This window comes from Aeromonas sp. MdU4 (genome assembly GCF_041929505.1).
Lineage (GTDB): Bacteria > Pseudomonadota > Gammaproteobacteria > Enterobacterales > Aeromonadaceae > Aeromonas.
This window is the reverse complement of the sequence record NZ_JBHFMW010000031.1, coordinates 56,597-80,375: the sequence shown is the minus strand read 5'-3', so window position 1 is coordinate 80,375 and position 23,779 is coordinate 56,597. Positions and strand designations below refer to the sequence as shown.

Below are 23,779 nucleotides of genomic sequence, written 5' to 3'. Positions count from 1 at the left end.
ACCGGTTTTTCAACAGACTATTTTTCCGCACGGCAGGCAAGAGCCGCCGTGCGTCAGCAAAGGATCATTGTCATGACAGTTTCACGAGTTCACATCACACCGCACATGCACTGGGATCGGGAGTGGTACTTCACCACCGAGGAGTCCCGCATCCTGCTGGTCAACAACATGGCGGAGATCCTGGCGCGTCTTGAATCCGACCCCGACTACAAGTTTTATGTGCTGGACGGCCAGACCGCAGTGCTGGAGGATTACTTCGCCATCCAACCCGAGAACAGGGCCCGGGTGAAGGCACTGGTGGAAGCGGGCAAGCTCATCATCGGCCCCTGGTACACCCAGACCGACACCATGCAGGTGAGCGGCGAGTCCATCCTGCGCAACCTGCTCTACGGGATGCGTGACTGCCTTAGCCTTGGCGAGCCGATGAAGATCGGTTACCTGCCCGACTCGTTCGGCATGTCCTCCCAGCTGCCCCACATCTTCAACGGCTTCGGGATCGATCGGGCCATGTTCTGGCGCGGCTGCTCCGAGCGCCACGGTACCGACAAGACCGAGTTCCTCTGGCAGAGCAACGATGGCAGCGAGGTGACCGCCCAGGTCCTGCCGCTTGGCTACGCCATCGGCAAGTACCTGCCGGAAGATGAGGCGGGCCTGCGCAAGCGGCTTGAATCCTACTTCGAGGTGCTGGAGAAGGCCTCGGTGACCAAGGATATCCTGCTGCCCAACGGCCACGACCAGATGCCGCTGCAACAGAACATCTTCGCCATCATCGACAAGCTGCGGGAGATCTACCCCCAGCGTGAATTCCACATGAGCCGCTTCGAACAGGTCTTCGAGCGCATCGAGGGATGCCGCGACCAACTGGCCACCCTCAAGGGGGAGTTCAACGACGGTAAATACATGCGGGTACACCGCACCATCTCCTCCACCCGGATGGACATCAAGCTGGCCCACGCCGCTATCGAGAACAAGATCGTCAACATCCTCGAGCCGCTGGCGAGCATCGCCTGGGCGCTCGGCTTCGAGTACCACCACGGGCTTTTGGAGAAGATGTGGAAGGAGATCATGAAGAACCACGCCCATGACAGCATCGGCTGCTGCTGCAGCGACAAGGTGCATCAGGAGGTGATGACCCGCTTCATTCTGGCCGACGACATGGCCGAGAACCTGATCCGCTTCTACATGCGCAAGATTGTCGACAACATGCCGGTGGCGCTCTGTGAAGACGGAGTACAGGTGGCCGACAAGCTCTGCCTGTTCAACCTGATGCCCTTCCCCCGTCAGGAGGTGATCAACACCAGCATCCGCATTCGCGCCCAATCCTTTGCCCTGCGCGATGAGGCGGGCCAGCCGATCCCCTACTTCATCCGCGCCAGACGCGAGATTGACCCGGGTCTGGTGGACAGGCAGATCGTGCACTACGGCAACTACGACCCCTTTATGGAGTACGACATCCAGCTCTGCCATCCGCTGCCAGCCATGGGTTACTGCACTCTCCATATCGAAGGCAACCAGCCGGGACTGGAGCAGCCGGTGACGGCCAGCGGCGAGCTGCTGGAGAACGATTTTTACCGCATCGCCCTCAATGACAACAGCACCCTGCAGATCCTGGACAAGCTACGCGGTACCACCTTTGATCAGGTGCTAACTCTCGAAGAGGGCTCCGATGATGGCGACGAGTATGACTACTCGCCATCGCGGGACGAGTGGCTGCGCTACTCCACCGAGTTTGCGGTGACCCGTGAGGTCACCCATGAAGCGTGGCAGAGCATTGCGACCCTTGCGCTACGCATGGCCTTGCCTGCCAACCTCGCCGAGCGGGCCAACCGCCAGTGCAGCGGTTACCTCGATGTAACCTGCCGCATCACGTTGGCGCACCAGAGCCCACGCATCGACATCGAGCTGGAGCTCGACAATCAGGCCGATGATCACCGGGTTCGGGTGCTGCTCCCCACCCCCTTCCCGAGTGACACAGTGGTTTCCGATAACCAGTTTGGCTGCATCACTCGCCCTACCCGCGACAGCGCCATGGCGAACTGGGAAGCAGAAGGGTGGAAAGAGGCACCCATTCCGGTCTGGCAGCTGATGAACTTCGTCGCCCTGCAAGATGGCAAGCAGGGGCTGGCGGTGCTGAGCGACGGTCTGCGCGAGTTTGAAGTGATCGGCGAGCAGTGCGACACCCTGGCGCTCACTCTGCTGCGCGGGGTCGGCGTGCTCGGTAAAGAGGAGCTGCTGCTTCGCCCGGGTCGCCCCTCCGGCATCAAGCTGCCCACCCCGGACTCTCAGGTGCGCGGCAAGCTAAGCTGCCGTTTCAGCCTGCTGGCGTTTGCCGGTGATCACATCAGCGCCAACGTGATGCAGGCGGCGCGCAGCTACCTCACTCCGGTGCGCTGCTACAACAAGATCCCGTTCGATGCAATGAAGCTCAACAAGGCGAACTTCACCACCCCGCTCCACTTCAGCCTGCTCACCATGGATCCGTCCGCTCCGGTGCTGAGCGCCCTGAAAAAGGCCGAAGATGAAGAGGCGCTGGTGATCCGGGTCTACAACCCGAGCGAACGGGCGGTGCTGGAGGGAGGCAAGGTGACAAGCCAGCACACCTTGAGCGACTGGCAAGCGGTGCGGATGGACGAACAGCCCCTGCCCCTTGAGCTGGCCGCTGGTGAGTTTGGTGAGCTGGCACCTTGCCACTCCCGCAGCGTGCGCTTTCGGGTGGCTCGCCGGTAATGGCTGGCACGCCTGCCAGTAACACGCTCAGGTAACAACAGGCGGGGAAGGATCATCCCCTCCCTGCCGGTTTATCCCGTTGGCAAGTTCATCGTGCTTGCGAGAGACACATAAAAAATCCCCGCCGGTTGGCGGGGATTTTTATTGAGTCATCCTTCACTCCCGTAAACGGGAGAGAACACTTAGCTGGCCTTGCGCAGGATCTGCTCAAGGTAGTCAGCGAAGCGGTGACCGTGATGCTCCAACAGTTTCGGGAACATGGAGATGGAGGTCATGCCCGGGAAGGTGTTGATTTCGTTCAGCAGGATCTCGCCCTCCTCGGTCAGGAAGAAGTCGATGCGCGAGAGGTGGGTCAGTTTCAGCTGACGGAATGCCTTGAGGGCATACTCGTGGATCGCATCGGCCTGTGCCTGAGTCAGCCCTTGGGCCTTGAGGCTGGTCTCGGTGTGGCTGGCGCTGCTGTACTTCTCTTCATAGGTGTAGAACTTGTCCTGCGGCACGCAGATCTCGCCCGGGTAAGTGGCCACCAGCTCGTCACCGTACTGGTAAACCGCCACTTCCAGCTCGCGCGGCTTGACCGCTTTTTCGATCAAAACCTGCTCGGAGTAACCGAAGGCATCGGCAATACCCTTCACCAGATCCGCTTCGTTGCTGGCAGAGTAGCAGCCAACGGAAGAGCCCTGGGAGGCGGCCTTGATAAAGACCTTGCCCCACTTGGCCAGTGCGGCTTTCGCCTCGGTGAGCGCAGCGTCATTCTGCTCGGTCAGGAACAGATAAGGGGTGTTGGGAATGCCGATGGCAGAGAGCCACAGCTTGGTGCTGATCTTGTTGAAGCAGATCTTGCTCGCCTCGGCATCGCAACCGAGATAAGGCAATCCGGCCAGTTCGAGGAAGGATTGCAGATCGCCGGTCTCACCCGGGTAGCCGTGGATGCAGGGCACCACGTAATCCACCGGACGGGCCACGCTGTCAAACGAGAGCAGCTTGTCGAGCCCCAGCTTGCACTCGCGGCCATCGACACTGAGCCAGCGATCGGCGAACATCTCGACGCGGGTCACTTCGACACCGGGCAGGAGGCCCAGTTGTTGCTCGAGGAAATTGGCGCTGCGCAGAGAGACTTCGTGCTCGGAGCCACCGCCGCCGCACAGCAGCAAGACATGCATGTTCTTCATTAGATGTGATCCCTTGGGAAAAGCGGCCTCGTCATGACCATTTGATAAGCCAACCACAATAAAAACCGGACGAAGCCAGATACGAACATAAGTGCGCGCCAGTGTAGCAAGGGAGATCAACCCTTGTCAGCTGATGGGAGACCCATGACCCCACTTCTTGCAGTGAAAAGTCTCCCCTGTGTCAAAATCGGGACACATTGCCCCTCAGCGCGGGGGATCGACCCGCCCCATCCCGTTGCCATTGACCCGAAACCAGCCAGCGATACTGTAGCGCTCGCGGTTGGCGGGCAGCACCTCGTGAGGAAACTCCTCGGAGAGAAACAGCACCAGCCGTCCCCCCTTGGGGCTGACATCCATCAGAAACTGCTCGTCGTTGTCATAGAAGCGCAGCAGCCCACCAGCTTCCGGTTGCCAGTCATTGTTGAGGTAGAAGACCGAGGTCAGGCGGCGGTTGGAGCGACCGGCAAAGGCATCGCGATGGGTCGCGTAAAAATCGCCGCTGCGATAGCGGGCGAAGTGCGCCTCGTAGTCAAACAGCCCCAGCATCAACATCCGGTTGGCGGCAAGACGCAGGGACTCCATCCGCGCAAGGTAGTCGGCCACCGGCGCCCCGAGTGAGGGCTCCAGCCAGTGGATCTGGTCACGACGAATATCGGGATTGCCCTGATGCAGGGCGTCACGGCCGATCCCGGCCGGTTGCCACTCGCTCGGCAGGCAGGCTTTGAGGGCATCCACCTCGGCGGCGGTCAAAAAATCGTCCACTATCACCCATCCCCGGGTGTAAATGGCATCCATGGCAGCTTGATAATCCAAGATTGGCTCACAATAAGTGGAGAGAGGGCGCTTTGTAGCGGCTTACCGGCCAAGTCACAAACCGGTTTGCTTCTCTTGAGAAGTCCCACCATCAATACGCGATTTACCGCCCGCGCCCCCGCTTTTTGTCACCTGTTGTGATCCCGCTCCGCCAAATGGCGTATTGGTTGTCAAAAGTGTGATGGCCACTGCAATCAAGGGGGGAACAGCTCATACCACCTTGCTGTAAAAAGAGCCAACCGATACCGTAGCCATATCGTCATATTGCTGTTCATCCGGCACCAGTCTCTGTTACCGACCGAACCACTTGCGGACAATCAACGAAAGGATCTGCTTATGCCCATGCCCGATCTCACTTTGCAACAACTGGATGGTACCTCCTATCCGCTGACCCAACTGACGGACAAGGTGGTGCTGGTGGTCAATGTGGCCAGTCGCTGTGGCTTTACCCCCCAATATGAAGGGCTGGAAGCTCTCTATCGCGAACTCGGCCCAAAGGGGCTGGTGATTTTGGGCTTCCCCTGCAACCAGTTCGGCAATCAGGAGCCGGGTGATGCGGACGAGATTGCCCGTTTCTGCTCTCTCGACTATCCGGTCACCTTCCCCATCATGGCCAAGTGCGATGTCAACGGCGAACATGCCCACCCCTTCTACCAGTGGCTCAAGAAGGAAAAGCCGGGTCTGCTGGGGCTGGAAAACGTCAAGTGGAACTTCACCAAGTTCCTGATCGATCGTGACGGTAACGTGGTAGACCGGTTTGCCCCCACCACCAAACCGGAGAGCCTGACCGAGCAGATCCGCGAGATGCTCTGACCTTCAGCCTCTTTTCACGTCATTACTATTGAACGATTGTATGGCGGTCAGTGCGACAGCTACTGCGCATCGGCCGCACTTTTGCTATATTACGGCCCCACTATCTTTTCCATTCCGTGGCTGGCACCAAGACGCTGGCTGCCCGTTGAGCCAAAGGCTCATCTCAGGAGTTTCTCTCGAACATGTCATTCAACGAACTGGGTCTGTCTCCGCATATTCTGCGGGCCGTCAAGGAGCTGGGTTACGAACAGCCAACCCCCATCCAGCAGCAAGCGATTCCGGCCATTCTGGCGGGTCACGATGTGCTCGGCGGCGCTCAGACAGGCACAGGCAAAACGGCCGGTTTCACCCTGCCGATGTTGCAGCGTCTGCTGGCCAACCACGGCCGTGGCCGTCGTCAGGTACGCGCACTGGTACTGACCCCGACCCGCGAACTGGCGGCACAGGTGGGCGAGAGCATCATCAAGTATGCCCACCACCTACCGTTCAAGACGCTGATCGCCTACGGCGGTGTCAGCATCAAGCCGAATCTGGACGCCATCAAGCTGGGAGTGGACATTCTGGTCGCCACCCCGGGCCGTCTGCTGGATCTGCTGACCCAGGGCGCCCTGACCCTGAGCGAGCTGGAAGTGCTGGTGCTGGATGAAGCGGATCGCATGCTCGACATGGGCTTCATCGTCGACATCCGCCGGATCATGAAGGCGCTGCCTGCAGAGCGTCAGACCCTGCTGTTCTCCGCCACCTTCTCCAACGAGATCAAGGCACTGGCCGATGATCTGCTCAACGATCCCACCCTGATCGAGGTGGACCCGAGCAACACCGCCGCCGAGCAGGTGACCCAGCGTATCATTCAGGTGGATCGGGAACGCCGCCGCGAGCTACTCTCCCACATGATTGGCCGTGGCAACTGGCAGCGGGTGCTGGTGTTTGTTCGCACCAAGCAGATCGCCGACCGACTCGCCCAGCAGATGCAAAAAGATGGCCTCAATACCGTGGCGATCCACGGTGACAAGAGCCAGGGAGCCCGCAACCGGGCGCTGGCCGATTTTCGCAGTGGCGAGGTGCGGGTGCTGGTGGCGACCGATATCGCCGCTCGCGGGCTCGATATCGATCAGCTGCCCCACGTGATCAACTTCGAACTGCCCCAGATGGCAGAGGATTACATCCACCGTATCGGTCGTACCGGCCGTGCCGGTCGCGGCGGCGAGGCGATCTCGCTGGTCAGCCATGACGAACTGGGTCAGCTCAAAGCCATCGAAGCCCTGATCGGCCAATCCCTGACCGTGGAGATCCTGGAAGGGTACGAGCCAAGCGGCAAGCCGAGTCGCCAGACCCTGCCGGGCAGCAAGCCGGTGCAGAACCCGCCCCGTGAGCGCGGCCATGCCAACGCCAAGAGCAATGCCAAAGGCAAACCTGCCGCTGGCAAGGGCAAAGCCAAGGGCGATGCCGCCAAGAAGCCTGCCCAGTCTCCTCAAAACAAGTCCCGCAAGCGCGAAGTGGTAGGTGAAGATATCGGCTTTACCCCGATGCGCCGCCTGCCCAAGGCGATGCGCGACAGCTATCAGGACAACAGCGACGAGTAAGCTCGCACGGCTGTATCTGCCAAGCCCAAAGAGGGAGCCTTCAAGGCTCCCTTTTCGTTATAAATGGCACGCACGGAGCCGCGCAAGTGCTCCGCTCAGGCTCAGACCAGCGAATGACGCACCGCTGCGGCGCGATGGCTGGGCTGCGCTGAACCATCGAGCGGATTGAGCTGCAAGAACTCGAACAAGCCAGCCTGCATATTGACGTTCCAGAAGCGCCCGGCCAGAGTCAGCAACAGTCGCTCACGGCTGATCTCGGCCAACCCGTGCAGCTGCCAGGCGGCAAAGAGCGGCATCAGATGGGTCAGTAAAGGCGCAGGCAGACGATCCAGCGCCAGCATGCCACTGTCGAGGGCGCCACGCAGCAGACCATCCATCCGAGCATTCGGATTGCGCCCCATCACCATGCCGGGCGCACGCTTGCCACTGGCCAGTGCATCGTGCCAGGGGGCCAGATCCCGGCCATACATCAAGCCATGACCAAGAATGCTGCCCCCTGCACCAGCGCCAAAAGGGAGGATCTCGGCGCCGCGCTTGGCCATCTGGTTGTAACGACTCTGCTCGGCCTGGCTGCGTCTCCAGTGACTGCAAGAGAGGCGCTCCCAGCCGTGGGCTTCCAGCTGCTCACCGCCATAGGCATACATGGCCGCGCGCTGCTGACCGTCGGCGACCCAGCCCAAAGTGCCCCGCTCCTGCGCCCGCTCCAGATTGGTACCTTGCATGGCGATCAGCTGGTAGAGATCGACCCCGTGCACCCCGCTCGCCATCACATCGCAGATATCCTGCTGCCACACGGCATCGTTCTGGCCGGGCAGGCCGAAGATGAGGTCCGCCACGATCACCGCCGCATCATCCCGGGTCAGCTCGCCTAAGCGGGTCAGCAGGGTCTCCCTATCATCGAAGCGGGCCGCCTGCTGACGCACATCGGTATCAAAGCTCTGCACCCCGAACGAGAAGCGGTTGAAGCCCCCTGCCAGTGCCGTCTGCCATTTCTCATCACCAAAGCCGTTCAGCCGCCCCTCCAGCGTCACCTCGGCATCGGCCGCCAGCGGGAAACGGCGGATCACAGCGGCCAACATTGCCAACTCATCGGCACTCATGTCGGTCGGCGTACCGCCCCCCACATAGACAGCGGAAAAAGGCATGCCCTGCACCAGCGGGGTGTCGGCAGCCTGAGCAAGCGATGCACAGAGGGCGTTGACATAGCGGTTGATCCGCGCCGGATTGGCGCCATTTTCAAAGAAGTTGCAGAAACTGCAGCGCTTGCGGCAAAACGGAATATGGATGTAGAGGGCACGCTCCTCTGCGTCACTCTCTCGCTGCCACCAACTCTGCCAACCGGCCTCATCCAGCGGGAAGGGACGCATCCCTCCTCTGCTGGCGTGAGCCGACGTCTTGGCACTAAATGCAAACTTGAGAGGGTCCGGCGAGGCAATGCCGGTCATTGAAGGGGTCAGATTCATGGATGTCACCACCAAAGAAATAATGGCAATGATAACCATTATCGTTACAGTTGATTTGTTCTGGATCAACCCTGAGAGCGGCACGCCACAAAGAAGCCTATCTGACAACAGGTATTACCGGTTTGAGTAACAGATTATTTACTCAAGAGCGATTAGGGTGTGCCGATAGAGAACTATCTCCCGCCATTTCTTCGTCTACGATCAAGATGATACGGGATCACACAACAACACAAGCGCCTGGAACTTGCCCAACATGCATAACCTCTCCTTGAACTGGAAAATATTTCTCCCGCTTGCGCTGGTCATCGGCACCACTTTTGCACTCAGCTTCGAACTCTCTGCCTGGCTGCAACGGGACCTCGCGATCCGGCTGGCAGGCGAAAAAGTCGAGAGCGCCGCCAATACCTACATGGACCAACTCAACGTGCTGATGATGACCGGCGGCATGGCCAACCGGCAGATAGTGCAAACCAAGCTCAAGAGCGAAGCCGGGATCGTCGAGGCACGCCTGATCCACGCCCCAGCCGTCAGCAACCTGTTTGGCCCGGGTCACCCGGATCAGCAAGCTCAAGATGCACTTGATGAACGTGCTATTACGAAAGGAGAGCTCATTTTCGAGCAGCATGGTAGCCAGCTCACCCTCATCAAGCCGTTCAAAGCCTACAAAGAGTATCGTGGCACCCAGTGCACCAGTTGCCATCAGGTAAATGAAGGCACCGTCATGGGGGCAGTCCGGATCAGCTATGACCTCAACCATACCTTCGACGAGATCCGCCACAACAATTTCATTTTGAGTGGCAGTCTGGCTGCCGTCTTCAGTCTGGGGTTTGGTCTGCTCTGGTGGGTATTGCAACGCTACGTAAAACGCCCACTCCGCCAGTTGCAGCTCGCCATGATCCAGATGGCTAAAGAGCGCAACCTCGCCCTCCCGCTCGTCAACAACAGTCAGGATGAACTCGGCCAGATGACCCGCGCCGTCAATGACATGGTACAGGGGTTCCGCCATAGCTTGCAGGAGGTAGAAGGAGCGACTCATCAGCTCTATCAGGAGTCGAGCCAGATCCGCCAAGTCGCGACCCAGACCGAAAACTCGGCCCGTCAGCAGGAGGGAATGACCACCCAGGTAGCAGCAGCGGTCAGTGAACTGGCGGCCAGCTCTCACGAAGTGCGCGAGCATGCCCGTCACAGTGCCGAGCTATCCGCCCTCACCAATCAGGACGCAGCCAATACCAGCCGCCTCGCCCAACACTCCATCACCGACATGGGTGAAATGTCGGCAGAAATTGATCGGGTGGATCAAGTGATCCAGCAACTAGATAACCGCTGCCTCGCCGTGGATGGGGTGCTGGAGGTGATCAAGGGGATCGCTGATCAGACCAATCTGCTGGCACTCAACGCCGCCATTGAAGCAGCGAGAGCCGGCGAACAGGGACGCGGTTTTGCCGTCGTGGCCGACGAGGTGCGCGCCCTCTCCAACCGCAGTCGCGCAGCCAGTGAGGAGATCTCCCAGATGATTGCCGCGCTGCAAAAAGAGGCCCAAAGCGCCGTTATGGTGATCGGGGATGCTAAAACCAAGGCGGACGAGAGCATCAGCAAGACCGAGGCAACCTTGGCTGCCATGCAGAACATCATTGAACGCATAGCCCGGATCAACGATCTCAACGCCCAGATGGCCCAGTCAGCGGAAGAACAGGATAGAGTCTGTAACGAGGTGGACAGCTCGGTAAACCAGATCCGCAACACCTCCAACGACACCCTGGGTCAGGCGCATGACGCCAACCTCGCCAGCATCCAACTCGTCGAGCAGTGCCAGAAACTGGAAGCGCTGCTGAAAACCTACCGCTGGTAATCAACCTCACCAACGAAAAAAGCGCGACCCGAGGGTCGCGCTTCTGCTTTTAGCATTCGATTTGACTGAACGACAGCGTTGCTGCGCCAGCTACGTATTGCCTATCGACAGCGCAGCCGGGATACACCTTATAACTTAACGGACGTTGCGGGTTGCCACTGCATCTGCCAGATTGCGCAGCAGCACTTCAGTATCGGCCCAACCGATACAGGCATCGGTAATACTCTGGCCAACGGTGAGTTCACTCCCCTCTACCAGATCCTGGCGCCCTTCCACCAGATGACTCTCCACCATCACGCCAAACACCGCCTTGCTGCCCGCACGCAGTTGATCGGCCACATCCTCGGCCACCACCATCTGGTTCTTGTACTGCTTGCTGCTGTTGGCATGGCTGAAATCGATCATCACCTTTTGCGGCAGGCCGGCCTTCTCCAGCCCCTTCACCACCTCGCTGACATGGGCTGCGCTGTAGTTCGGCTCACGGCCACCGCGCAGAATGATGTGACAATCCGGGTTACCACGGGTCGCCACGATAGCGGAGTGACCGTATTTGGTAACTGACAGGAAATGGTGCGGCGCACTGGCAGCACCGATGGCATCAATGGCGACCTTGATGGTGCCATCAGTGCCGTTCTTGAAGCCAACCGGGCAGGAGAGACCGGAGGCCAGCTCGCGGTGTACCTGGGATTCGGTGGTACGGGCACCGATAGCCCCCCAGCTCATCAAGTCCGCCACATATTGCGGGGTGATCATGTCGAGAAACTCGGAGGCGGTCGGCAGCCCCATGTCGTTGAGATCCAGCAGCAGCTTGCGACCAATGCGCAGACCGTCGTTGATCTGGCAGCTGTTATCGAGGTACGGATCGTTGATCAGACCTTTCCAGCCCACCGTGGTGCGCGGTTTTTCAAAGTAGACCCGCATCACGATCTCCAGCTGACCTTTCAGCTCGTCGCGCAAGGCCTTGAGGCGCTTGCCATATTCCAGTGCAGCCACCGGATCGTGAATGGAACAAGGGCCAATGACCACCAGCAGACGCTCATCTTCACCGTTCAAAATGCGATGGATAGCATGACGGGATTCAAACACGGTCGATGAGGCGGTCTCGGTAGCCGGAAACTTCTCAAGCACCGCAACCGGGGGTAATAACTCTTTGATTTCACTGATACGAACGTCGTCGGTTTGATGCTGCATGACAAGGCTTCCTGCTAGATAACTGCGATTAAGAAATCTCAACATAGCCCGCGGCAGAGAATGTGTAAATAGGAAATTACAGCAATCGCAAAACTATTTTCATGATCAATCTTGCAAGTTATTGAAATGATGCTAGGCAAGTTGCCGATGCACGTGAGGAAGGTAAAAAGGCCCGCTCAGCGCGGGCCCGAAGCGTCGGTGATGACGAGTTTGTCAGTGATCAGCCACGCTGGCTGATACTGGCAAGCTTGTCGAAGTAATCCGGGAAAGTCTTCGACGTGCACTTGGGGTCATTGATGGTGACCGGGGTATTCGACAATGCCACCAGCGAGAAGCACATGGCGATCCGGTGATCGTTATAGGTATCGATCTCGGCGTGCTTGAGCTGCGTCGGCGGGGTCACGGTAATGAAGTCACGCCCCTCCTCCACCTCGACGCCCAGCTTGCGCAGCTCAGTCGCCATGGCATGCAGACGATCGGTCTCCTTCACCCGCCAGTTGTAGATATTGCGAATGGAGGTCGGCCCCTCGGCAAACAGCGCCGCAACCGCGATGGTCATGGCCGCATCGGGAATATGGTTCATGTCCATATCGATGCCGTGCAACGGCGCCTGCTCCGCCTCAATGAAGTCATCGCCCCAGGTGATGCGCGCCCCCATCTTCTCCAGTACGTCGGCGAAATGGATATCGCCCTGAATGCTGTGCTTGCCGATACCGGTGACCCGCACCTTGCCCTTGATGGCGCCAGCCGCGAGGAAGTAGGAGGCGCTGGAGGCATCACCTTCCACCAGAAAGTCACCCGGGCTGATGTAGGTCTGGTTACCCTTTATGTAGAACAGCTTGTAGTTGTCGTGCTCAATGACCACCCCGAACTGCTTCATGATGTGCAGAGTGATGTCGATGTAGGGCTTGGAAACCAGCTCCCCCTTGATGTGGATCCGGGTATCACCGGCCGCCATCGGGGCTGCCATCAAAAACGCAGTCAGGAACTGGCTGGAAACGGAACCATCGACATGGACATCGCCACCCCACAGCCCCTTGGCGTCCACCACCAGCGGCGGAAACCCGTCTTTTTTCAGGTACTGGATATGAGCACCCGCTTCACGCAGGGCATCCACCAGATGGCCGATGGGGCGCTCTTCCATGCGCGGCTCGCCACCTAGGGTATATTCGCCGGAACCAAGACACAGCGCGGCGCAAAGCGGGCGCATGGCGGTACCGGCATTGCCGAGGAACAAATTGATCGGCTCTTTCACCGCAAAGCTGCGGCCCAGACCGTGCACGGTGCACTCGGTCTTGTCGGCAGAGAGCTTGTACTTGACCCCGAGCTGGGTCAGCGCCGCCAGCATATGACGAATGTCATCGCTGTCGAGCAGGTTGGTGAGCCGGGTGGTGCCACGAGCCAGCGCTGCCAGCAGCAGTGCCCGATTAGAGACACTCTTGGAGCCGGGCAGATTGACCTCACCGGCCACACGAGAAATAGGTTCCAAACGCAACGAATTCATAGACTTCCTGTGCTATCTCAAAATAAACGCCTGTCCGGACGTTAACAGCCTGCGTCCCGCTCGGCAAGGGCAGCGGCAGGGGAAAAACGGGGCTGCACGCTAAGATTCAGTCATTGTTGAAAAAAAGACGCCGGGCAAGCCCGGCGTCAGGATTAACTGCAGGCCGGATCAGCCGTGACGCTTGGCAAAGCCATCCATAAAGCTCACCAAGGCCTTCACACCCTCCAGCGGCATGGCGTTATAAACACTGGCACGCATGCCGCCGACAATACGGTGCCCTTTGAGCGCCAGCAGGCCAGCCGCTTCCGACTCGGCCAGGAACTGCTTGTCCAGCTCGGCGTTTTTCAGCTGGAACGGGATATTCATCCGCGAACGGCAGCTGACATCCACCTGATTGCCGTAGAAGCTCGATTGATCGAGATAGTCGTAAAGGAAGTCGGCCTTCTCCTTGTTGCGCGCTTCCATCGCCGCAAGGCCTCCCTGTTCTTTCAGCCACTCGAACACCAGACCTGCCAGATACCAAGCGTAAGTGGGGGGAGTGTTGAACATAGAGTCGTTCTTGGCTGTGAGCTTGTAATCAAAAATCGAGGGCACATCGGCTCTGGCCTGATCCAGCAAGTCATCGCGCACAATGGCGATGGCGAGCCCGGATGGGCCAATATTCTTCTGGGCACCGGCATAGATGATGCCAAAACGGCTCACGTCGATGGGACGAGAGAGGATGGTTGAGGAGAGATCCGCCACCAGAGGTACATTACCAGTAGCAGGAATATCGAACATCTCGATCCCTTCAATGGTCTCGTTCGGGCAGTAGTGCATATAGGCAGCATCTGAACGAAATGCCGGTGTCGGCAACAGGTGCGTAATCCCCTGCTCGTTTTTGGCAACCCCTTGCCAAGTCTGGATATCGCCATACTTTTTGGCTTCATCCACCGCACTCTGGGACCAGACGCCAGTCAGCAAGAAATCCGCCTTCTTGTTGGCACCGCCCAGCAGATTCATGGGCACCGCTGAGAACTGGCCACGACCACCACCGTGCATGAAGAGCACCTTGTAGTTGTCCGGCACCGCCAGCAACTCGCGCAGATCGGCTTCGGCCTTCTCGGCAACCGCCATGTAGGGCTTACCGCGATGGGAAAGCTCCATGACGGAGGCTCCCAGCCCCTGAAAATTACAAAATTCGCGCTGGGCGCGCTCCATGACTTCGACCGGCAACATGGCGGGGCCGGCGCAGAAGTTGTAAACCTGTTTGCTCATGACGCTTTCCGTGAGTGGATGAGAGTGATCGATGACTTGTCAGGTTTTACACAAGAGCAGCCAGCGGATCAAAGGCTTTTCGGGAGCTGGCTCAACCTTTTACCGTCAATCTTGATCCCCTTTTCAGTAGAAAAAGCCCTGAACGGGTCAGGGCTTGCAGAGAACATGCGCAGAAATGGCCAAGATGCCGCAGAAACGGATAGTCCCCCCTCTTTCTGACAAATTTATACCTTGGCGGTGAGTTCCGGCAGCAGGGTGAAGAGATCGCCCACCAGACCGTAGTCGGCCACCTGAAAGATGGGGGCCTCACTGTCTTTGTTAATGGCCACGATCACCTTCGCCTCCTTCATCCCCGCCAGATGCTGGATGGCCCCCGAGATACCGACCGCGATATAGAGCTCGGGCGCAACCACCTTGCCGGTCTGGCCGACCTGCAGATCGTTGGCGACGTATCCCGCATCAACGGCAGCACGTGATGCACCGACCGCACCGCCCAGCTTGTCAGCCAGCGCCTCAATCAGGGCAAACTGCGCCTTGGAGCCCAGTGCCCGACCACCGGAGACCACCACCCGGGCGGCGGTCAGTTCGGGCCTGCTGGAGCGCACCGCGCGGCGCTCCACCAGCCGGGTACGGCCAGCGAATTCGGGCACGGCCAAGCGTTCGATGAGAGCCTGCCCGCCCGTCGCCGCCTTGGCAAACGCGGTGGCCCGCACCGTCATCACTTTGACGGGCGCCGAGCATGCCACTCTGGCAATGGCATTGCCCGCATAGATGGGGCGCAGGAAGGTGTCGCTACTCTCGATAGCCGTCACCTCGGAGAGCATCTCCACCCCGAGCCGAGCCGCTACTTGTGGCAGCAGCGCCTTGCCCATGGTACTCGCCGCCATCAGGCAGTGGCTGTAACCCTGACACCAGGTGGCCAGCAGCTTGTCCACCCCATCCAGCAGCCCGTCGGCCAAGCGGGGATGTTCGGCAAGCAACACCTTGTCGACGCCGCCGAGAGCTGCCGCCTGTTCACCCGCCTCGGTCAGCCCCTGACCCAGTAACAGCAGGTCAACTTGACCGCCGATGGATCCGGCGGCGGTGACCAGTTGTGCCACGTTGTCGGCCAGATGGCCCTGATGATGTTCGGCAATGATCAGCACGCTCATGGCAGCACCTTCGCTTCGTGTTTGAGTTTGTCCACCAGCTCGTCCACCGAGCCCACCTTGATCCCGGCGCTGCGGGCTGGCGGTGCCATCACCCCTAGCAAGCGGGTCTGATTGGCCACCTCAACGGCGAGTGTCGAGAACGGGGCGCTATCAAGCGGCTTGCGCTTGGCCTTCATGATGTTGGGCAACGAAGCAAAGCGCGGTTCATTCAAACGCAGATCGGCGCTCACCACCGCAGGCAACGGCATGGCGAGGGTTTCGAGACCGCCATCGATTTCGCGAGTCACCAGCAATTCTTCACCTTCCAGCCTGATGGCTGAAGCGCAGGTAGCCAACGGCCAGTCGGTCAGAGCGGCCAGCATCTGGGCCACCTGACCATTGTCCGAGTCGATGGACTGCTTGCCAAGTAGCACCAGATCCGGCTGCTCCAGCTCACACACTTTTTGCAAAGCGCGTGCAACCGTCAGTGGCGCCAGCGTCTCGTCTGTCACATAGTGGCGAGCCCGATCCGCTCCCAGCGCCAGCGCATGGCGCAGTTGCTCGGCGCTCGCGTCCGGGCCAAAGGTCACCACCACTAGCTCGCTGGCGATACCGGCCTCACGCAGCCTGACCCCCTCTTCCACCGCGATTTCACAAAAGGGGTTGATCCCCATCTTCACATTGGCCAGCTCCACATCGGAGCCATCCGCCCTGACCCGGATCTTGACGTTGTAATCCACTACCCGTTTGATTGCGACCAGCAGCTTCATGGGGTCATGCCTCGTATCTTTGGATTGAATTCATTCGTTTGCCTCTGCGTTTTTTGCAGTACGCCCTTGCCTGATTTTTTTCTTTTTCTTGCTCAGTTTTGCTTACAACTACTTTACGTTTACGTAAACTACCAGCATTACCCTAGGCCAACCAGAGCGCAGAGGCAAGATGGAACGGGAAGCAATGGAATTTGATGTCGTCATCGTGGGTGGCGGCCCAGCGGGGCTCAGCGCCGCCATCGCGTTGAAACAGCAGGATGCCAACCTCTCGGTCTGCCTGCTGGAAAAGGGGGCCGAAATTGGCGCCCATCTGCTCTCCGGCGCTCTGCTCGACCCCGTTGCCCTCAAGGAGCTGCTGCCACAAAGCTGGCAGCAGGCACCACTCGGGGTAGCGGTCAGCGACGATCAGGTACATTTGCTGCAAAGCGAGGAGCGCTCCCTACAGCTGCCAAGCTGGGCCGTGCCACCACGGATGCACAATGAAGGCTGTCACATCGTCAGCCTCGGCAACCTGTGCCGCTGGCTTGGCCAGCAGGCGGAGCAGCTGGGAGTCGAAATATACCCGGGGTTTACCGCAAGCGACCTTATCATGGAAGCGGGACGGGTCAAGGGGGTGATCACCGGCGATTTGGGACTTGATCGCGCGGGCAATCCAAAATCTGATCATGTTCCCGGCATGGCGCTTTATGGCCGCTATACCCTCTTTGCCGAGGGCGCCCGCGGCCATCTGGGCAAACAGCTCATCACCGAGTTCAATCTGGAAAACCCCTCCCAACCCCAACACTACGCCATCGGTTTCAAAGAGCTGTGGCAACTACCAGCAGGTCAGGGCAAAGCGGGACAGGTACTCCATGGCAGTGGCTGGCCTCTTGGCAAGGAGGGAGAAAACCACAGTCACGGCGGTTTCTATCTCTATCAAATGGAGGGAGATCAGGTCGCAGTTGGGCTGATCGTCGATCTCAACTACCAGAATCCCTGGCTCAGCCCGTTTGACGAATTCCAGCGTCTCAAGCATCACCCTCTCATAGCCGACCTGCTGCAAGGGGGTGAGCGCATCAGCTATGGCGCACGCGCCATCACCAAGGGGGGTTGGCACTCCCTGCCCCGCATGCACTTCCCCGGCGGCCTGCTGATCGGCTGCAATGCAGGTACTCTCGACTTTTCCCGCATCAAGGGGATCCATTCCGCCATGAAATCGGGAATGCTGGCGGCAAAAACCGTCGCGATGGCGCTGCGAGGTGGCGATGAGGGAGGACGGGATCTGGCCCACTATGGCGACGAGCTGCAACAGAGCTGGCTCGCCCGCGAGCTCAAGGCGGCACGCAACTTTGGCGCGGCTCTTCACCGCTATGGTCCCTGGTTGGGCGGTGCCTTCAACTGGCTGGAGCAGCGGCTGTTTGGCGCGAACTCGCCCTTCAAACTTATCGATAAGGAGCCAGATTACCGCCAGCTGCGCATGGCCAGCCGCTGCGAGCCCATCCATTACCCCAAACCCGATGGCAAGCTGAGCTTCGACAAACTCTCTTCCGTATATCTCGCCAACACCAGTCACGACGAGGATCAGCCCTGCCATCTCAAGCTGCAAGATGAGCAAATCCCGGTTAAGGTCAATCTGCCGACCTGGGGGGAACCCGCCCAGCGCTACTGCCCGGCAGGGGTGTTTGAAGTGCTGGAAATGGAGGGAGCGGCCAAGCTGCAGATCAACGCCGCCAACTGCATTCATTGCAAGACTTGCGATATCAAGGATCCCAGCCAAAACATCATTTGGACCCCACCGCAAGGGGGCTCGGGGCCGAACTATCCCAATATGTAATGAAGTACGGCGATACCAGATACGGTGATATCAAGGATGCTCACCCCAAATGTCGTCTGGACACCGCCACAAGGAGGATCCGGGCCCAACTATCCGAATATGTGATGAAACGGTACGATAGCAAAAGGCCGTCTCGGCTATCCCTCTCCCCAGCCAGAGGCAGGTTCTACCCCGCACGGCCGCTCAGGTGATCCGACCTCGATGTTTTTTTGAACAAACAAGCTGGATCCCTGATGAATAGCCCCTGACAAGCGCGGCCCGCCCCTGTATAGTTCGCCGCATTCAGGTTTTCCATCGGCCCGATCTGCTTATCCACGGGATCGCCTTCTGCAGCGATCTAAGGCCGCATGACCTGTGCAACCATCCCTGATTACCCATGACTTTTTAAGGGGGGACAGATGATCACCGCCTACATTCTCAATAACAAGGTGCTGGACATAGTCACGCTCGGGCCTGACGACATAGTACCTGACAACACGGTCTGGCTGGATGCCTACAAGCCGGACACGGCAGAGCGAGAATGGTTGACGGGCCTGTTCCTGGAAGAGGTTCCCGACAAGGAAGAGCTCGACGACATCGAAGCATCCGCCCGTTTCTACTGGGATACCGATGGTCTGCACATTCACTCCCTGTTTCCCCAGCGGATCGGTCGTGACACCAAGGGTGTCCACGTCTCCTTTACCCTGCGCAACAACCTGCTGATCAGCATTCGCGAAGATGACATCGGGCTGGTACGCCTGCTGCGCCACTACATGCGCCAAGATCGGCTGGAAGTGGAGGATGCCCTCGATATCCTGCTGGAGGTGCAAAACCTCAAGGTAGAGTACCTCTCCGATCTTATCGAAGATGGTTACAAGACCTTGGAAAACACCGCCGATCAGATCTTCGAACCGGATCAGATCAACCCCATGCTCAAGGAGTTGATGGCTCAGGAAGAGGCCAACGGCCAGATCCGTCTCTCCCTGCACGATACCCGTCGCGCCTTACGCTTCCTCAAGCGCAGCCTGCGCCAGCGCATGAGCCTTGAGCAGAACAAGTGGATCGACGAGATGCTGCACGACGTGGAATCTCTCTTGCCCCACACCCAGTTCCTGTTCGACAAGATCAACTTCCAGCTGGAGGCCTCCATGGGGGTGACCAATCTGGAGCAGAACAAGGTGATCAAGATCTTCTCGGTAGCCGCTGTGATCTTCCTGCCGCCGACCCTGATTGCCAGTATCTACGGCATGAACTTCGGCCGCATGCCGGAGCTCGCCTGGGAATATGGTTATCCCATGTCGCTGGTGCTGATGGTGATGTCATCGCTCGGTACCGGCCTCTTCTTCAAGCGCAAGGGCTGGCTGTAACGCCGCCGACGCGCACTGCGATATCTGAAGAAACGGATTGGGGGGCACGGCCCCCCGATTAATTCGCGCTACTCCCGACGCCTTGCAAAGGGTCGCCCCCTACCCCATATCCCTTCTATCACTTGCACTCTATGAATGGATATCGGGCAACCATGACCCTCTACCCCGAACACCGCTATGACGATCACGGCCAGCTTCGTCCCCCTCTCTGGTTCTGGCCCATCGCCCTGCTACTGACCCGCTCGGTCTGGCTGTTTCTGATGGCAGGGGTAACCCGCGAGAGCGGCAGCGAGATCCTGACCCTCTTCTATCCAGACAAGATCACTCTCTATATCAGCCTGCTGACCGACGTGCCCGCCATGCTGGCGCTGCTCGCCTGTGGCGGCACCTATCAGCAGACCCACGGCATTCGCGCCAAACTCCGGCGCCACAGCCCGCTGCTGCTGCTCTGCTCTGCCGTCAGTGGCTTGCTGATGCAACTGCACAGCCTCAACTTGCAGAAGTGGTCGTTCAGCTGGCCCACCGCACTGGTGCTGGTCGCCAGCCTCTGGACACTCTGGTATCTGCTGCGCAGCCGCCAGCTACGGGAATATGCCGCAGATCAGCCCCACTGACGGGGCTGACACCTATTGACGAGTAACCCGGATCTGCAGGGTCTGGCGCTCGCTCTGGCTGCCTCGCCCTCCCTGTAGCTGGGTGCCGAGGCTGCTCCCCTGATCCGCAGAACTGGTCGAGAGCTCCCCAACCGTCAGCCACTGGCCCGGGGCTCCGCTCACCTCGGTGGCACTCTGCCCACGATTGATGGTGCCCTGATCCAGCCTCGCCTGTTCGCTGCTCAGCGCAATCTGCACCCGATCGCCAATCAATGTGGCCGTGGCATAGAGGCCGTTCACCAGCGGCATCATCCCCACCACGGCCCCCCCGTTCCATTGATAGAAGGTGACCGGCTGATAGGAGCCCATTTGCAGCAACACGGGGCGACCCGAAAGCCCACGCACCTGCCAGCTGTCGTTCTGGCTACGCTGATACTGCTGGGCATTACCATCGAGCAGCCACTGCCGTTTGGCCTCGTCACGACTCACTGAGCCACCCAGCTGTTCACCACTGGAGAGCCCATCGACCCGCCACTCGATAAGCAGGCTTTGCGGTGGCTGGTTGATCTGCGCCAACGTCGCTTCGGCTTCCTGCAGCTGGGCTGGCGTCCCGCTCAGCACCAGCTGGTTGCCCATGGCACTCACCCTGAGCCGGGGGTAGAGCTCCTTGAGGGTCTGTACCGCGGCCTGCGCTTCAAATACCGGGATCACCTTCACATCGGCCCAAGAAGGTGAGCTCCATATCCCCATGCAGCAAAGCCACAGCAGCCACCTGTAGCCATATCTCGTCAGACTGCCCATCACATCTCCTCATAGACCCGAACCGGATGCTCGATGATGAACCCCGTCACAGGCAAAAGACAACCAGAGAGGTGCCCATCACAACAACCGGGTCATCAGACTCCCGCCCGGAGCGGGTTATCGCGTAAGATACGCCCTATTATGTTGACCAACCGGAACCTCTCATGCTGAAACAGCTGTTGTTACTCCCCCTCGCCCTGTTGCTGGCGGCCTGCTCCCTGACCCAATACAACGTCAGCGAAGCCGAAATAAACCAGTACCTCAAAGATCAGGTCTCTTTTGAAAAACAGCTGGGGATCCCCGGTATCATGTCGAGCAAGATCCGTCTGGACGAGATGCAGAGCCGCATCGGCCGCAAACAACCGGATCGCATCGAGCTGGATGCTGCCGGCGATCTGCAAGTAAGCAGTCCCCTTGGCAGCCAGCAGATGAAGATCCGTTTTGCCCTCAGCGCCCGCCCGGACTATGTGGCCGATCAGGGTGCTATCTATCTGCGCGATCTTGAGCTGGTCTCGGTAAAAACCGAACCTGCCAATATCGGTGCGGCACTGGCCCCCATTCTGCCCACCTTCAATCAGTCACTATCCCTGTTCCTGTCGCAAACGCCGGTTTATCGCCTCGATAGCAGCCGCAAGAATGAAGCCAGGATCAAGGATAAGGTCGAAGCACTCAAGGTAGAGCCGGGCCGTCTGGTCATCCCGTTCAAGGTGCTCTGACCACGCCACACAGGCACTTTCATCACGATCAATAGATAACCGTCCTCTTCGACAGCACACTTCTGGTTTAACGTGCTGCCGAGCAGGGCGGTTTTTACTTCTCAAGTTCCCTTTAACACAGCATAATGCACACCATTCTCATTTAGATTCATCATGAGAAGCGTCAATAATAAAACCAATGGTGAGAAGGGACATGAGAAAAACCGTACTGGTTCAGGCGATCGCCTGCGCACTGATCAGCGGCGTCGCACACGCTGCCGTCAAAGTCGAAGACAAAACATTCAATACCGCCGCCAACATGCTGGCCTATACCGAATTCGAACTCTCCGGTGAACCGCTGGCCGAAGCGCTGGGGCTGGATCTGGATGTACTGGATGCCAACCGTGCCGATGAGCCAACCCCGTTCGACTTTGCTGCCGGCATCGAATCCTACGAATACTCCGAAGAGGCGATGTACGCCCTCAACTATCAGTCCGGTATGGGCCCCCATCTGGTGAACGGGCCACAAAACCTGGCCCGTGGTGGCACCATGGCCGATCTCGGCAAACGGGTGATGGCCATGGCCGATGCGGTCGGCTTCCCGGCTGACGAGATCCCGCAAGGCATGTATCCCCTCTCACTGCCCTACGCCTCCGCTAATCCGGAGTTTGCCCAAGCGGTGAACGCCACCCCGGTCAATGGCGACCAGATCACCATCAAGACGGCCAAAGGCGTCGAGAAAACCGTCAAGACCCAGATACCGGCCTATTTCCGGGACTACACGACCCTGCGCTGGAGCAGCAGTGACAGTCTGCTGGTACCCGCGGCCGTGGGTGGCATCCTGCTCAAAGAGGTGATGTGGTCTCAGGACTTCCTCGGCGGCATGCACGTGGCCGAGACCGATGAAGAGGTTGAAGCCGCCTCCGCCACCATGGATCAGGATGGCCAACACAAGCTCGGCGTCTCTGCCGCCGACGGTTTCAACGGCATGATGCTGACCGAACAATCCATCGACAAGCTCACTATCATGCAAAACCAGCTCGGCTTTAATGGCAAACAGCTGGGCACCAAGATCACCCCGCAGTATGATCCGGCCAAGGGCGTCATCTACTTCCCCCATCAGGTGAAAGTGACCGAGACTCGCAACAATGATGCGGGCGCCATCGGCAAGCTCGACGTTGTGGATAGCTCAGCCCAGCTGCGCGATGCCTGGATGATGCTGTGGCCGCTCTCCGAGTTCTACGCCTTCAGCGATCAACGCACAGCCAACACCAACCAGAATCCGGCCTTCCACGCCGTGTTTGATGGCGAGCCGTTTGCCGCTGCACCGAAGGCCAACCAGAGCAATGATCTGGGCAAGGCAGTAGCAGGCAGCGATGCCTTCTCGCTGGCGATCAATCTCTCCAACCTCACCTTCAAGAACCTGGCTGCTCTGCACTTTGATGCCAAAGCGGGCACTCTGGTGGACAGCTGGCAGGCGGGTAAACAGAGCAAGCACGTCACTACCTTTGACGCAGCTTACGCACTGGTCGCCCTGCAGATCTTCCAGCGCGCTCAGGATGCGCTGCCGGTGGGCTACGCGGCTGGCGACAACGGCGAGCTGAACCTCAAGACCAAGCAAGGTCAGCAGGCGCTGGAACTGATCCGCAAACAGGCCGATTTCATCCTTGCCACTCTCAAGGGCAAAAATGGTCTGGTACATGATGGTGTCACATTGGGCGGTAAACTCGATGCAGGCCAGTCCATCGATGCGCAGTTTGCCGCTATCCGCGGTCTGACCGCTGCGTTCCTCGCCACCTCGGATACCAAGTACCGCACCGCTGCCCGCGAGCTGTTCATCGCCGCCGACAAGGCCTACTTCAATGCCAAGGCGGGCACCTGGCTGGCGGGTAAACAGGGTGAATACACCCCATGGACCCAGGCTGCCATCTCCGGTGCCCTGCGCTCAGCCATGTTGAACCTGCGCAACGAAGGGGCCGAAAAAGCACCCGAGCTGGAGCTGGCCAAACTGACCGGTCAGTACGTCAGCTGGTTCCGTGGCACCGTCAATGGCGGCATGCAGATGGCCGAGTGGATCGGCGACTCCGGCGAGAACATCATCGAAGGGGCCGACAGCGACACCGATGAAGATGGCGTACCGCAGGTGACCGCCGCCGGTGGCAAGCACGGCACCGCCATGGTGATGGCGGCCAAAACGGTAGTAAGCGAGTAAGAATCGCCATTCACCAGGACGAAAAAGGGAGCCAATCTGGCTCCCTT

Annotated in this window: 18 protein-coding genes; 9 read left to right on the top strand and 9 right to left on the bottom strand. The window is 59.1% G+C overall.

The genetic code is table 11. The annotated features are described in order from the left end of the window. Window positions 1-72: 72 nt before the first annotated feature. Window positions 73-2,727, top strand: coding sequence for a mannosylglycerate hydrolase (gene mngB / locus ACE1BR_RS18830; protein ID WP_374872979.1), 2,655 nt, complete (start codon window positions 73-75; stop codon window positions 2,725-2,727). 182 nt (window positions 2,728-2,909) lie between these two features. Here the strand turns inward: mngB and ACE1BR_RS18825 are convergent, their stop codons facing one another. Further along, entirely contained in the window at window positions 2,910-3,899 is a 990-nt protein-coding gene (locus ACE1BR_RS18825; protein WP_374872977.1) for a D-alanine--D-alanine ligase, read from the bottom strand. A 204-nt stretch (window positions 3,900-4,103) separates the two neighbouring features. Further along, the gene (locus ACE1BR_RS18820; RefSeq protein ID WP_374872975.1) at window positions 4,104-4,712 is read right to left on the bottom strand and encodes a 2OG-Fe(II) oxygenase; all 609 of its coding nucleotides are present in this window, start codon (window positions 4,710-4,712) and stop codon (window positions 4,104-4,106) included. 336 nt (window positions 4,713-5,048) lie between these two features. Here ACE1BR_RS18820 and ACE1BR_RS18815 point away from each other — a divergent pair, with 336 nt between their 5' ends. Together ACE1BR_RS18815 and ACE1BR_RS18810 are read left to right on the top strand one after the other, a co-directional pair. After that, entirely contained in the window at window positions 5,049-5,525 is a 477-nt protein-coding gene (locus tag ACE1BR_RS18815; protein ID WP_374872973.1) for a glutathione peroxidase, read from the top strand. Window positions 5,526-5,707: 182 nt separating this feature from the next. Next, window positions 5,708-7,108: a DEAD/DEAH box helicase gene (locus tag ACE1BR_RS18810; RefSeq protein ID WP_374872971.1), complete on the top strand. Its 1,401-nt coding sequence runs from the start codon at window positions 5,708-5,710 to the stop codon at window positions 7,106-7,108. A 101-nt stretch (window positions 7,109-7,209) separates the two neighbouring features. Here ACE1BR_RS18810 and hutW read toward each other — a convergent pair whose 3' ends face one another. Further along, window positions 7,210-8,571, bottom strand: coding sequence for a heme anaerobic degradation radical SAM methyltransferase ChuW/HutW (gene hutW, locus ACE1BR_RS18805; protein ID WP_374872969.1), 1,362 nt, complete (start codon window positions 8,569-8,571; stop codon window positions 7,210-7,212). 253 nt (window positions 8,572-8,824) lie between these two features. On the opposite strand from hutW, the gene ACE1BR_RS18800 reads away from it, so the two are divergent. Then, window positions 8,825-10,420 carry a methyl-accepting chemotaxis protein gene (locus ACE1BR_RS18800; RefSeq protein ID WP_374872967.1) on the top strand — a complete coding sequence of 532 codons (1,596 nt, stop codon included), beginning with the start codon at window positions 8,825-8,827 and terminating at the stop codon, window positions 10,418-10,420. 135 nt (window positions 10,421-10,555) lie between these two features. On the opposite strand, the gene aroG is transcribed toward ACE1BR_RS18800, so the two are convergent. From aroG to ACE1BR_RS18775, 5 genes are all read right to left on the bottom strand, one after another. Then, the gene (gene aroG / locus ACE1BR_RS18795; RefSeq protein ID WP_374872965.1) at window positions 10,556-11,611 is read right to left on the bottom strand and encodes a 3-deoxy-7-phosphoheptulonate synthase AroG; all 1,056 of its coding nucleotides are present in this window, start codon (window positions 11,609-11,611) and stop codon (window positions 10,556-10,558) included. A 220-nt stretch (window positions 11,612-11,831) separates the two neighbouring features. Next, window positions 11,832-13,115: a 3-phosphoshikimate 1-carboxyvinyltransferase gene (aroA, locus tag ACE1BR_RS18790; protein ID WP_203130718.1), complete on the bottom strand. Its 1,284-nt coding sequence runs from the start codon at window positions 13,113-13,115 to the stop codon at window positions 11,832-11,834. Between the two features lie 168 nt (window positions 13,116-13,283). Beyond that, window positions 13,284-14,372 (bottom strand): 3-phosphoserine/phosphohydroxythreonine transaminase, encoded by a 1,089-nt coding sequence (serC, locus tag ACE1BR_RS18785; protein ID WP_374872963.1) that lies wholly within the window; start codon window positions 14,370-14,372, stop codon window positions 13,284-13,286. A 224-nt stretch (window positions 14,373-14,596) separates the two neighbouring features. Further along, window positions 14,597-15,523 (bottom strand): electron transfer flavoprotein subunit alpha/FixB family protein, encoded by a 927-nt coding sequence (locus ACE1BR_RS18780; RefSeq protein WP_374872961.1) that lies wholly within the window; start codon window positions 15,521-15,523, stop codon window positions 14,597-14,599. Beyond that, window positions 15,520-16,272: an electron transfer flavoprotein subunit beta/FixA family protein gene (locus ACE1BR_RS18775; RefSeq protein WP_374872959.1), complete on the bottom strand. Its 753-nt coding sequence runs from the start codon at window positions 16,270-16,272 to the stop codon at window positions 15,520-15,522. Before ACE1BR_RS18775 ends, ACE1BR_RS18780 begins: the two co-directional genes overlap by 4 nt. 169 nt (window positions 16,273-16,441) lie before the next feature. Between ACE1BR_RS18775 and ACE1BR_RS18770 the strand changes: the two genes are divergently transcribed. From ACE1BR_RS18770 to ACE1BR_RS18760, 3 genes are all read left to right on the top strand, one after another. After that, complete coding sequence (locus ACE1BR_RS18770) at window positions 16,442-18,085, top strand: electron transfer flavoprotein-ubiquinone oxidoreductase (protein ID WP_374872957.1); 1,644 nt, start codon at window positions 16,442-16,444, stop codon at window positions 18,083-18,085. A 398-nt stretch (window positions 18,086-18,483) separates the two neighbouring features. Continuing rightward, on the top strand, window positions 18,484-19,431 hold the full coding sequence (corA, locus tag ACE1BR_RS18765; RefSeq protein ID WP_005337059.1) for a magnesium/cobalt transporter CorA: 948 nt from the start codon (window positions 18,484-18,486) through the stop codon (window positions 19,429-19,431). 152 nt (window positions 19,432-19,583) lie between these two features. Beyond that, the gene (locus tag ACE1BR_RS18760) at window positions 19,584-20,045 is read left to right on the top strand and encodes a DUF2919 domain-containing protein (RefSeq protein WP_374872955.1); all 462 of its coding nucleotides are present in this window, start codon (window positions 19,584-19,586) and stop codon (window positions 20,043-20,045) included. Between the two features lie 12 nt (window positions 20,046-20,057). Here the strand turns inward: ACE1BR_RS18760 and ACE1BR_RS18755 are convergent, their stop codons facing one another. Beyond that, window positions 20,058-20,825, bottom strand: coding sequence for a hypothetical protein (locus ACE1BR_RS18755; RefSeq protein WP_374872953.1), 768 nt, complete (start codon window positions 20,823-20,825; stop codon window positions 20,058-20,060). 164 nt (window positions 20,826-20,989) lie between these two features. Here ACE1BR_RS18755 and ACE1BR_RS18750 point away from each other — a divergent pair, with 164 nt between their 5' ends. Together ACE1BR_RS18750 and ACE1BR_RS18745 are read left to right on the top strand one after the other, a co-directional pair. Continuing rightward, window positions 20,990-21,541 (top strand): lipoprotein, encoded by a 552-nt coding sequence (locus ACE1BR_RS18750; protein WP_374872952.1) that lies wholly within the window; start codon window positions 20,990-20,992, stop codon window positions 21,539-21,541. A gap of 193 nt (window positions 21,542-21,734) precedes the next feature. Beyond that, window positions 21,735-23,732, top strand: a complete 1,998-nt coding sequence (locus ACE1BR_RS18745; RefSeq protein WP_374872950.1) for a hypothetical protein — start codon at window positions 21,735-21,737, stop codon at window positions 23,730-23,732. The last annotated feature ends 47 nt before the right edge of the window (window positions 23,733-23,779 follow it).

Excerpts from the sequence above, each read along its gene's own strand:
- serC (WP_374872963.1), bottom strand. The coding sequence starts at position 14,372 with ATGAGCAAACAGGTTTACAACTTCTGCGCCGGCCCCGCCATGTTGCCG.
- aroG (WP_374872965.1), bottom strand. The coding sequence starts at position 11,611 with ATGCAGCATCAAACCGACGACGTTCGTATCAGTGAAATCAAAGAGTTA.
- corA (WP_005337059.1), top strand. The coding sequence starts at position 18,484 with ATGATCACCGCCTACATTCTCAATAACAAGGTGCTGGACATAGTCACG.
- ACE1BR_RS18815 (WP_374872973.1), top strand. The coding sequence starts at position 5,049 with ATGCCCATGCCCGATCTCACTTTGCAACAACTGGATGGTACCTCCTAT.
- ACE1BR_RS18750 (WP_374872952.1), top strand. The coding sequence starts at position 20,990 with ATGCTGAAACAGCTGTTGTTACTCCCCCTCGCCCTGTTGCTGGCGGCC.
- ACE1BR_RS18755 (WP_374872953.1), bottom strand. The coding sequence starts at position 20,825 with ATGGGCAGTCTGACGAGATATGGCTACAGGTGGCTGCTGTGGCTTTGC.
- ACE1BR_RS18800 (WP_374872967.1), top strand. The coding sequence starts at position 8,825 with ATGCATAACCTCTCCTTGAACTGGAAAATATTTCTCCCGCTTGCGCTG.
- hutW (WP_374872969.1), bottom strand. The coding sequence starts at position 8,571 with ATGAATCTGACCCCTTCAATGACCGGCATTGCCTCGCCGGACCCTCTC.
- ACE1BR_RS18825 (WP_374872977.1), bottom strand. The coding sequence starts at position 3,899 with ATGAAGAACATGCATGTCTTGCTGCTGTGCGGCGGCGGTGGCTCCGAG.
- ACE1BR_RS18775 (WP_374872959.1), bottom strand. The coding sequence starts at position 16,272 with ATGAAGCTGCTGGTCGCAATCAAACGGGTAGTGGATTACAACGTCAAG.
- ACE1BR_RS18810 (WP_374872971.1), top strand. The coding sequence starts at position 5,708 with ATGTCATTCAACGAACTGGGTCTGTCTCCGCATATTCTGCGGGCCGTC.
- ACE1BR_RS18745 (WP_374872950.1), top strand. The coding sequence starts at position 21,735 with ATGAGAAAAACCGTACTGGTTCAGGCGATCGCCTGCGCACTGATCAGC.
- aroA (WP_203130718.1), bottom strand. The coding sequence starts at position 13,115 with ATGAATTCGTTGCGTTTGGAACCTATTTCTCGTGTGGCCGGTGAGGTC.
- ACE1BR_RS18770 (WP_374872957.1), top strand. The coding sequence starts at position 16,442 with ATGGAACGGGAAGCAATGGAATTTGATGTCGTCATCGTGGGTGGCGGC.
- ACE1BR_RS18780 (WP_374872961.1), bottom strand. The coding sequence starts at position 15,523 with ATGAGCGTGCTGATCATTGCCGAACATCATCAGGGCCATCTGGCCGAC.
- ACE1BR_RS18760 (WP_374872955.1), top strand. The coding sequence starts at position 19,584 with ATGACCCTCTACCCCGAACACCGCTATGACGATCACGGCCAGCTTCGT.
- mngB (WP_374872979.1), top strand. The coding sequence starts at position 73 with ATGACAGTTTCACGAGTTCACATCACACCGCACATGCACTGGGATCGG.